The sequence below is a fragment of the Streptomyces sp. genome (assembly GCF_035563135.1).
Classification (GTDB): Bacteria; Actinomycetota; Actinomycetes; order Streptomycetales; family Streptomycetaceae; genus Streptomyces.
On the sequence record NZ_DATMVN010000661.1, the window covers coordinates 1 to 9,518 of the forward strand.

At 70.8% G+C, this 9,518-nt stretch carries 9 protein-coding genes; 6 read left to right on the top strand and 3 right to left on the bottom strand.

All coding sequences use genetic code 11. The features are described from left to right. A partial coding sequence (locus VN520_RS29515; RefSeq protein WP_325750005.1) for a helix-turn-helix transcriptional regulator occupies window positions 1–823 on the bottom strand: 823 nt, incomplete at its 3' end. A gap of 170 nt (window positions 824–993) precedes the next feature. Between VN520_RS29515 and VN520_RS29520 the strand changes: the two genes are divergently transcribed. Next, window positions 994–2,034 carry an NAD(P)-dependent alcohol dehydrogenase gene (locus tag VN520_RS29520; protein ID WP_325750006.1) on the top strand — a complete coding sequence of 347 codons (1,041 nt, stop codon included), beginning with the start codon at window positions 994–996 and terminating at the stop codon, window positions 2,032–2,034. A 28-nt stretch (window positions 2,035–2,062) separates the two neighbouring features. On the opposite strand, the gene VN520_RS29525 is transcribed toward VN520_RS29520, so the two are convergent. Continuing rightward, a complete protein-coding gene (locus VN520_RS29525; protein ID WP_325750007.1) occupies window positions 2,063–2,881 on the bottom strand; it encodes a response regulator in 819 nt (272 codons plus the stop codon). A gap of 107 nt (window positions 2,882–2,988) precedes the next feature. Between VN520_RS29525 and VN520_RS29530 the strand changes: the two genes are divergently transcribed. Further along, window positions 2,989–4,626 (top strand): sensor histidine kinase, encoded by a 1,638-nt coding sequence (locus tag VN520_RS29530; RefSeq protein WP_414719985.1) that lies wholly within the window; start codon window positions 2,989–2,991, stop codon window positions 4,624–4,626. Window positions 4,627–4,711: 85 nt separating this feature from the next. Here VN520_RS29530 and dhbC read toward each other — a convergent pair whose 3' ends face one another. Further along, on the bottom strand, window positions 4,712–5,917 hold the full coding sequence (gene dhbC / locus VN520_RS29535) for an isochorismate synthase DhbC (RefSeq protein WP_325750008.1): 1,206 nt from the start codon (window positions 5,915–5,917) through the stop codon (window positions 4,712–4,714). Window positions 5,918–6,562: 645 nt separating this feature from the next. Here dhbC and VN520_RS29540 point away from each other — a divergent pair. The 4 genes from VN520_RS29540 to VN520_RS29555 form a co-directional block, all read left to right on the top strand. Next, entirely contained in the window at window positions 6,563–6,802 is a 240-nt protein-coding gene (locus VN520_RS29540; protein WP_325750009.1) for a phosphopantetheine-binding protein, read from the top strand. Then, window positions 6,799–7,650, top strand: a complete 852-nt coding sequence (locus tag VN520_RS29545; RefSeq protein WP_325750010.1) for a siderophore-interacting protein — start codon at window positions 6,799–6,801, stop codon at window positions 7,648–7,650. Before VN520_RS29540 ends, VN520_RS29545 begins: the two co-directional genes overlap by 4 nt. A 102-nt stretch (window positions 7,651–7,752) precedes the next feature. After that, complete coding sequence (locus VN520_RS29550; protein WP_325750011.1) at window positions 7,753–8,754, top strand: ABC transporter substrate-binding protein; 1,002 nt, start codon at window positions 7,753–7,755, stop codon at window positions 8,752–8,754. Next, the coding region (locus tag VN520_RS29555) for an iron chelate uptake ABC transporter family permease subunit (protein WP_325750012.1) at window positions 8,751–9,518 on the top strand (768 nt) is incomplete at its 3' end. The genes VN520_RS29550 and VN520_RS29555, both read left to right, overlap by 4 nt.

The window sequence follows — 9,518 nt, forward strand, 5'->3', positions numbered from 1 at the left end:
GCTCCGCATCGTCGGGCAGAGCGAACGTCTCGTAGCAGAGCGACAGCTCACCCACCAGCGGATGACGCAGCCGCTTGACGCCGTGGTTCTTCTCCTTCACGTCGTGCCTGGCCCACAGCCGCCGGAACTCCTCGCTCTTCACGGACAGCTCACCGACGAGCGCGGAAAGGCGGGGGTCGTCGGGGTGGCAGCCGGCGTCCATCCGCAGGTAGCTGACGATGTCCGACGCCTTCTGGTCCCACTCCACGAACAACTCGCGGTACTCCGGCTTCAGGAACACCAGCCGCGCCCAGTTCCGCTCCTGCGGCGGCAACTGTGACCAGTCACCGAAGACCGCCGCAGCCATCCGGTTCCAGGCCAGGATCTCCGAGCGCCGCCCGACGACGTACGCGGGAACGCCCTCCATCGTGTCGAGCAGCCGACAGAGGGTTCCACGCACCCGCTGCTGCCGCACGGACGGCTTCTTCCTGTGCTGCTTGGGCTTCGCGAGGTGCGTGAGATGCGCCTGTTCGGCGTCCGTCAGTCTCAGCGCGGACGCGATGGCACCCAGTACCTCTCCGGACACGTTCTGCCCGTTGTCCTGTTCGAGGCGTGTGTAATACGCCACGGACACCCCGGCCAGCTGCGCCAGCTCCTCCCGGCGCAATCCCGGCACCCGGCGGCGCCGCCCGAAGTCGGGAAGTCCCACATCCCCCGGCTTCAGCCGCGCCCGCCGGCTGCGCAGGAACTCGCTGAGCTCGGCGCGCCGGTCGAGGGCGTGCCCCGTGCCGCCGCCACCGGGGGCACCGGAGGGCCGCCGCCGGGATTCAGGCTGCTCATCCATAGGCCCAGTATCCACGGTCGTACGCACACCATCCTGACCCCGCCAGTAATAGGACCGGTGGACATACGCATAACCGTGGCCTGGGCGGAATCTGTGTACTGGGGCAGGCTGGACCACGTGCCCGGACCGAAGGCTGCCGGGCGTACGACCACTCCTTAGGAGAACCCCGCATGACTTCCGTCGCTGCCTACGCCGCCCCCTCAGCCAAGGCTCCGCTCGAGCGCACCACCATCGAGCGTCGCGCCGTCGGTGAGTTCGACGTCCTGATCGACATCAAGTTCGCCGGTATCTGCCACTCGGACATCCACCAGGCCCGCGACGGCTGGGGCGAGGGCACCTTCCCGATGGTGCCCGGCCACGAGATCGCCGGCGTCGTCACCGAGACCGGCTCCGGCGTCACCAAGTTCGCCGTGGGCGACCGTGTGGGCGTCGGCTGCATGGTCGACTCCTGCCGCGAGTGCGACAACTGCAAGGCAGGTCTCGAGCAGTACTGCGAAGAGGGCGGAACCAGCACGTACAACGCCCTGGACAAGAACGGCGACCCCACGTACGGCGGCTACTCCACGCACATCGTCGTGGACGAGAACTACACCCTTCGCATCCCCGACGGCCTGTCGCTCGACGAGGCCGCGCCGCTGCTCTGCGCGGGGATCACCACGTACTCCCCGCTGAAGCACTGGGACGCCGGCCCCGGCAAGAAGGTCGCGGTCCTCGGCATGGGCGGCCTCGGCCACATGGGCGTCAAGATCGCGCACGCGCTCGGTGCGGAGGTGACCGTTCTCTCGCAGTCACTGCGCAAGCAGGAGGACGGGCTGAAGCTCGGCGCCGACCACTACTACGCGACCAGTGACCCCAAGACCTTCGAGGACCTGCGCGGCACCTTCGACATCATCCTGTCGACGGTGTCGGCGCCGCTGGACTTCGGCGCCTATCTCGCCCTCCTCAAGACGGACGGTGCGCTGGTGAACGTCGGCGCCCCCGAGGAGCCCGTGTCCGTCGACCTGTTCTCCCTGATAGACGGCCGCAAGTCCCTCTCCGGGTCCGGGATCGGCGGCATCCAGGAGACCCAGGAGATGCTGGACTTCTGCGCCGAGCACGGACTCGGCGCGGAGATCGAGCTGATCGGCGCGTCCGGGATCAACGAGGCGTACGAGCGAGTGCTGAACAGCGATGTCCGGTACCGGTTCGTGATCGACGCCGCGACGATCTGAGACGCTGCCCGCCTCCCGCCCCGCCTCTTCAGCCCTCGTCGCCCGGGCGGGGCGGGAGAGTGGTGGCGGTGTCGAGGAAGAAGGAGTCGATGCTCTGCACGGTCTGCATGAAGTCGTCGAGGTTGACCGGCTTGGTGACGTAGGCGTTGGCGTGCTGGCGGTAGGCGTCCTCGATGTCGTCCGGTGCGGCGGACGTGGTCAGTACGACGATGGGGATGCCTGACAGATCGCTGTCGTTCTTGAGGACGTTCAGCAGCTCGCGGCCGTTCATGCGGGGCATGTTCAGATCGAGCACGATCAGGTCCGGCCGGTCCGTGTGAGGGTCGCGCAGGTACTCCAGAGCCGCGACCCCGTCGTCGGCCCGCTGGATGCCGCGCGCCATGCCGTGTTCGGTCAGGGCCTCCTCGATCAGCATGGCGTCGGCCATGTCGTCCTCGACGAGCAGGACGGTGTACGTGCGGGGGACGAGGCCGTTCATGAGCGAGCTCCGGGTCTGGTGATGGGGTAGCGGGCGTGATGCGGGACGGCTGGTGAAGACGAGTCCGGGCCAGCGTTTGCGGGCCCCTTGGCGGCTGACGCCCCAGGCCCGCCCCAGCTGGGGGTAGCCGGCGCCTTCCTGGGCGGCGGTCCGCGCGGCCAGTGCCGCGCACTCCTCCACAGCCCGGCTGAGGTAGGCCAGGGCGCGCAGAGATGCCAGGGCGTCCTTGCGGGGCTCGTCCGGGCCCTGCGTGCCGGCATCCGGCACCGGAGCGCGGAGGACGAGCTGCCGGGCGGCTTCGGCGACGGCCTGGCGCGCCCGTACGGCCAGTTCCTCCTGTTCGGAGCTCATCTGCGTCTCTGCTGCCATGAGTGCACCGTAGACGCCGAGGCGCCCCGTCGACAACCGTGGTTGTCCCCACGGGTAGGGTGGCGCCCGCCCGGTGCGCCGCCGGGCCCAGGGAGGATGGACCCGACGTGCAGATCGACACCCCTCAGCAGGCCCCGGCACCCCTGCCGCCGCGGCCCGTCCAGGGCGGATGGACCACCCGGGGCTGGCTGGGGGCCGGCTCCGCGGCGGCGCTGGTGCTCCTGCTCGTCCTGATCGGCTGCGGCGTCTGGGTCCTCGGCCATGCCACCGACGTCAATGAGCGGCTCACCGAGCGCTGGTCGCCGGCCCTGATCGCCTCCGTGCGGATGGAGAGCGCCCTGATCAATCAGGAGACGGGCATCCGTGGATACGGCATGACGGGCAAGCGCGGGTTCCTGGAGCCCTACCGGGACGGTGTCGCCCAGGAGAAGGCCGCGGACGGGGAACTGGCGCGCCTGGCGGAGGGCGACGAGCGGGCGGCGGCCGACCTGGCCCGGGTGCGCGCGCACTCCGGGCGGTGGCAGGCCACCACGGCCCGGCCCGTCAGCGAGGCAGCCGACCCCGTCGGCTCCGCCCAGCAGCACACCGAGAGCGGCAAGGCCGCATTCGACGCCGTCCGTGCCGCACTGACCGAACAGCAGACCCACATCGAGGCCGAGCGGGACCAGGCGCGTGACGACCTGGATGCGGCGCGCGATCTGCGCAACATGGTCTTCACCGCCATCGCCTGTGTGGTCCTCGCCCTCATCGCGCTCGCGTTCGCCGGGCTGCGCCGGGGCGTCCAGGTCCCGCTGGACCGGTTGCGCGCGGACGTCCGGGAGATCGCGGACGGCCGGTTCGAGCATTCCATCGCCCTCTCCGGTCCCGCCGACCTGCGGGCACTGGCGGCAGACGTGGACGGGATGCGCCGGCGCCTGGCCGGGGAGCTGGAGTTCAGCGATCGTGCCCGGGCCCAGCTCGACGAACAGGCGACGGATCTGCGCCGCTCCAACGAGGAACTCGAACAGTTCGCCTACGTGGCCTCCCACGATCTGCAGGAGCCGCTGCGCAAGGTCGCCAGTTTCTGCCAGCTCCTGGAACGGCGCTACGCGGATCAGCTCGACGACCGTGCCAAGCAGTACATCGACTTCGCGGTCGACGGGGCCAACCGTATGCAGACGCTCATCGGTGATCTCCTCGCGTTCTCCCGCGTCGGCCGCCTGCATGCCGAGGACGTCGACGTCAGCCTCGAGACCGTGCTGCGTCGTACGCTCAACTCCCTGGGCATGGTGATCGAGGAGGCCGGGGCGGTCCTCACCCATGATCCTCTGCCCGTGGTCCACGGCGACCCGACCCAGCTCGGCGTCCTGCTGCAGAACCTGATCTCCAACTCCGTCAAGTTCCGTGCTCCGGGCGCCGTGCCCCGGATCCACATCAGCGCCCACGAACCCGCGGACGGTGCCGAGGGGGACGGTCCCCGCTGGGAATTCGCCGTGAGCGACAACGGCATCGGTATCGGCCAGGAGTACGCCGAGAGGATCTTCGTGATCTTCCAGCGCCTCCACACCCGGGACACCTATCCGGGCAACGGGATCGGCCTCGCCCTCTGCAAGAAGATCGTCGAGTACCACGGCGGGGCCATCACCCTGGACACCGGCCACACTCCCGGCACACGTTTCGTCTTCACCCTCCCCCTCGCCTCCACCGACGCGGACCCCACCGACGCGGACCCCACCGACGCGGCCTCCGCCGGCTCCGGCAGTTAGACGGGCTCCCAGGTGGTCCGCGGGCCGGGTCCCGCCCGGTTCGCCACGGACCGGTGGCGAACCGGGCCGCCGTGCGGTCCTGTGCTCACAGCTCGGCTCCCACGGCGCTGAGGAACGTGCGGAACTTGGCCGCGGTCTCGGCGGTCTCGGCCTCGGGGTCGGACGCGGCGACGACGCCCGCGCCCGCGTACAGCCGCAGCGTGTGTTCCTCGGCCTCCGCGCAGCGGATCGTGACGACCCATTCGCCGTCGCCCTCCGCGTCACCCCAGCCCACCATGCCGGTGAAGAAACCGCGGTCGAACGGCTCGGTCTCCGCGATGACCTGACGTGCCGTCATGGTCGGAGTGCCGCAGACGGCAGGGGTGGGATGCAGGGCGTACGCGAGCGCCAGCGCAGAGGTGTCCGGGGCGGCGAGCGTACCGGTGACGGTGGTGGACAGGTGCCACATGGTGGCGGTACGGATGAGCGTGGGCCGGGTGGGAACGGTCAGCTCCGTGCAGTGCGGGGCGAGTGACCGGTGGACCGCGTCCACGACGACGGCGTGCTCGTGCAGGTCCTTGGCCGAGTCCAGCAGGGCCGCCGCCCGGCGTACGTCCTCGGCGAGGTCGGTGCTGCGCGGGGCGGACCCTGCGAGCGGATTGGCGGTCACCTGGCGCCCCTGCCGGGAGACCAGCAGCTCGGGGCTGGCGCCGATCAGGGTGCGGCCGGGTCCGGTCGGCAGCGCGAAGGTGTAACCGGCGGGATCCCGGCGGGCCAGGCGCCGGAGCATCATCGGCAGGTCGAGAGGGGCGCGGGAGGTGAGTTCGAGGGTGCGGGCCAGTACGACCTTGCTGAACTCCCCGCGCATCATGCGCTCCACGGCCGAGGCGACGCCCGCTCCGTAGACCCCGGGTTCGGGCACGGGGCGTATGCGCCAGTCCGCCGTGCCGGACGCGCCGACGGGGAGGGTGATCAGTGGGTCGGAGGCGAGCGGCGGCGCGACGCGCAGCGTCGCCGGTACGCCCAGGGCGGCCGGCACCCCGTGGTCGAACGGGATGGCGCCGATGACCACGGGATTTCTCTGTCCGGCGGCGCCGGCCTCGGTCAGGGTGGCGTTCACCCGCTCCACCAAAGGCCTGTCGTCATGCGGTACTTGGCGTACCGCCCCGTGTGCCAGCAGGGTGCGGCCGGAGGTGGCGAGGAACCGGGAGCCCGGCGTGTAGGCGTCCAGGAGCGAGGTGGCCGCGCCTACGGCCGGGTGAGCGGGGCCGGCCGGGGACATGTGCGTAGCGACCTGGGATGCCGTCGGCACGGGGACTCCATTCTCGATGGTTCCGCCGAACGGATGCGGAGTGTGCGGCGGAGCTGAGGGTGGTTCAGCGCGGCGTCACGCCGCCGTCGACGGCCTGGAGTTGCCTTGCGGGCCCGGGACCTGCGACCGGGCCCCGTGGCGTGCCGGAGAGGCGGGCGGACGGCAGACCGGTGACAGCCGTCCGGCCTTTCTGCGGCATGTTAGGTGAGGGTAACCTCACTTGAGTGCTTCGGCCAGAGGGATGCGGAATCCCCTGATGTGCCCTCGGTTACGGTTCGGCCCACCGCTGTCCCCGTGACCGAGGAGTCCGGGCGGCCGACCGGCGTGCGGACCGGAAAAGAGCGCGGAAGCTGATCAACTTTTGGATATCCAGCGCCAACAGGTGTCAAGTTAGGTTAGCCTCGCCTGGGCTCACGTGGGGGAGGGAGGCATCCCGTTGGCTTGGAACGTGGGATTCGACGGGACGGCCGCCGCGTGGCCGGCAGGACCGGGTCCCTCACCGCCCACAGCCGACGTGCCGCCCCCGGGCTCCGGAGCGCGCACCGCGCCCGGCGCAGCCCCGGCCTGGCGGCCGCCCGTCTTGCCGTACGCGAATCACCGACGCGCCGACCGTGCTGCCGGTACCAGTTCCCGCAGGAGTCTTCGATGAACCAGACCTTGACACCCGAACGTGTCCGCGCCGACGTCGCGGAACTCCTCGGCTGCGACCCCGCCGAGATCGAGCCGGAGGAGAATCTGACCGACCTCGGCCTGGACTCCGTACGGACCATGGTCCTGATCGAGCGCTGGCGTGCCGCAGGGGCGGCCACGCTGGAGTATCCCGACCTCGCCGAACAGCCCGAACTGGCGCACTGGACCGAGCTCCTGACGGGCAGGACGGCGTGAGCCTCGCCGACCACCGGGACCGGCACCTGGAGCGCATCGCGCAGGTCCGGGCGGGTCTGCGTGCCGAGAAGGTGGGATACCCGATCGGCGTCAGGGAGACCGAGGTCGTGCGCACCGCCATGGTCGGGACCGGCCTGCTGCGGGTGACCCTGGGCGGGGCGGGCACCGCGGGATTCGAGGCCCACGCGCCGGACGAGCACGTGAAGCTGCTCTTCCCGGCTGCCGACGGCTCGCTGAGGCTGCCCGAACAGAACGGGACCATGCTGCGCTGGGCGGGGTCGGTGCTCCGCTCGCGCCAGTACACGGTACGCCGTTACGACCCTGTCACCGGAGAGATCGACATCGACGTCGCCCTGCATGACGGCGGCCTGGCCTCGGACTGGGCGCGTGGGACCGGGCCGGGCGCCGTCATGCACCTCGCGGGCCCGCCCGGCGGGCTGATCGTCCCGCATTCCTACGACCGTTACCTGCTCGCGGGCGACCTCACGGCCCTGCCTGCGATCGCGCGCCGGCTGGAGGAACTGCCCAGGAGCGCGAAGGGCTGGGCGTTCGTCGAGGTCTTGGACGTGACACAGGAGATCGAACTGTCCGCGCCCGAAGGCGTCGAGGTGCGGTGGCTGCACAGCGCCGGCCTCCCGGCGGGGGGCGGCGACGCCCTGGCGCGGGCCGTGACCGAGGTGACGGTGCCCGAGGGGGAGCGGGTGTACGTGTGGGCTGCGGGTGAGGCAGGTCAGATCAAGCCGCTGCGCCGCTGGGTCCGCGACGAGCTGCGGCTGGAGAAGGCCGACCACGACATCACCGGTTACTGGAAGCGGGGCGTCTCCGACTTCGACGAGGACGACCACTGACGGGCCCGGCCGGACATGAAGCAGGTTCGATGCCGCTTCGGGGTGTCCGGACGCGGAATCATCAAATAAGGTAAGCCTTACCTAAATTTCGAGGAGCATTGCATGTCCATACGCAGAACCTCCGGCCTCGTCGGCGTCCTGTCGCTGAGCCTGATGCTGGCCGGATGCGGGTCCTCTTCGGAGGGTGGCGGGCCGGAGGCCTCGGAGAAGGCCGGGACCCGGGTGTTCGCTGCTGACAACGGCAAGATCACCATCCCCGCCGACCCGAAGCGTGTGGTGGCCACCGGCTACGCCGTGCCCGCTCTCATCGAGGCCGACGCTCCGCTGGTCGGGATCTCGTCGTGGAAGCGCGGCGAGCCGATGATGAGCAAGGAGGACCTGGCCGAGTACAAGAAGCTCACCAAGGTGGCGGGTGAGCAGGCGGCCGAGACCAACTACGAGGCCATCGCCGAGGCCGAGCCCGACCTGATCGTCATCGGTGTTCCCGCCCCCGTGCTCGGCGACATCGACGTCAAGCGGCTGGAGTCGATCGCCCCCGTGGTGGCGATCGGCCCGTCCCTGCCGTCCGCCTGGCGCGACCTGTCCCGCAAGCAGGCCGACGCGGCCGGCGCCCTCGAGAAGTTCGACGCCGGGCAGAAGACGTACGAGGCGAAGGCCGCCGGGCTGAAGACGAAGTACGCGGACGTGCTGCCCCAGCTGAAGCTGGGACACGTCGGCGCGTACGGCGAGGTCGCCAAGGGCAACTTCCACCGGGAGTTCGGCGGCTCGTGGGGGACCAACATCACCGAGGACATCGGTGCGGCGTATTACGGCAAGGTGAAGAAGGCCGGCCCCGGCTCCGCCGCGGTCAGCGAGTACCCGTCCATCGAGGAACTCCCGGACGCGTTCGCCGAGGCCGATGCCCTGACGTACTCCGTCAACGCCGACGGCAGCGTCTCCGAAGCGGTCCAGTACGTCCTCGACTCCAAGCTGTGGAAGAACCTGCCCGCCGTCAAGGCCGGCAAGACCTTCCCGATCCGCTACACCGAGGCCGCGACCTACGGGTCGGCCATGAACACCCTGGACGCGATCGACACGTCGCTCGCGCCGCTGCTCAAGCGATGACCGTCGCGGGTCGAGCGTCCGGTCCGGCGGGGGCCGAGCGCGCCGTCGCACCGCAGGCCGGCCTGCTCGTCGGCGGTCTGGTGCTGCTGACGGCGGTCGCCGTGCTCAGCATGGGCGTCGGCGCGCACCCGGTTTCGCCGGGCGAGGTCGTGCGCGCGTTGCTGGACTACGAGGGCACGGACGACCACGTGATCGTGCGTGACGTGCGGGGCCCCCGGGCGCTTCTGGCCGTCGCGGTGGGCGCCGCCCTCGCGGTGGCGGGCGCGCTGATCCAGACGCTGGCCCGCAACCCGCTGGCCGAGCCCGGCATCCTCGGGGTCACCGCGGGTGCCGGGTTCGCCATCACCATCGGTTCGGCGCTCGGGCTGGCCGTCGGGCAGGCCGGCGAACTCGGCTTCGCGGTCGTCGGCTCCGTGATCACCGCGCTGCTGGTCGCCGCCGTCGGGCGCCGCTCGCCGCTGCGCCTGGTCCTCACCGGCGTCGCCCTGACCGCGGTGCTGAGCGGTGTCGCGCTCGGCCTGCGGCTGATGCTCCCCGACGTCTTCGACATGTACCGGTTCTGGTCGGTCGGGTCGCTGGCGGCCCGCGAACAGGCGCCGCTGGCCCTGCCGGTGGCCGCGATCGTGGTCTCCTTGTCCGGGGCGCTGCTGCTGAGCAGGGCGCTCAACGCTCTCGCGCTGGGCGAGAACGTGGCGCAGACCCTGGGTGCGGGAGTGGGCCGGGTGCGGGCCGCCGCGCTCGTGCTGATCACCGTGCTCTGCGGG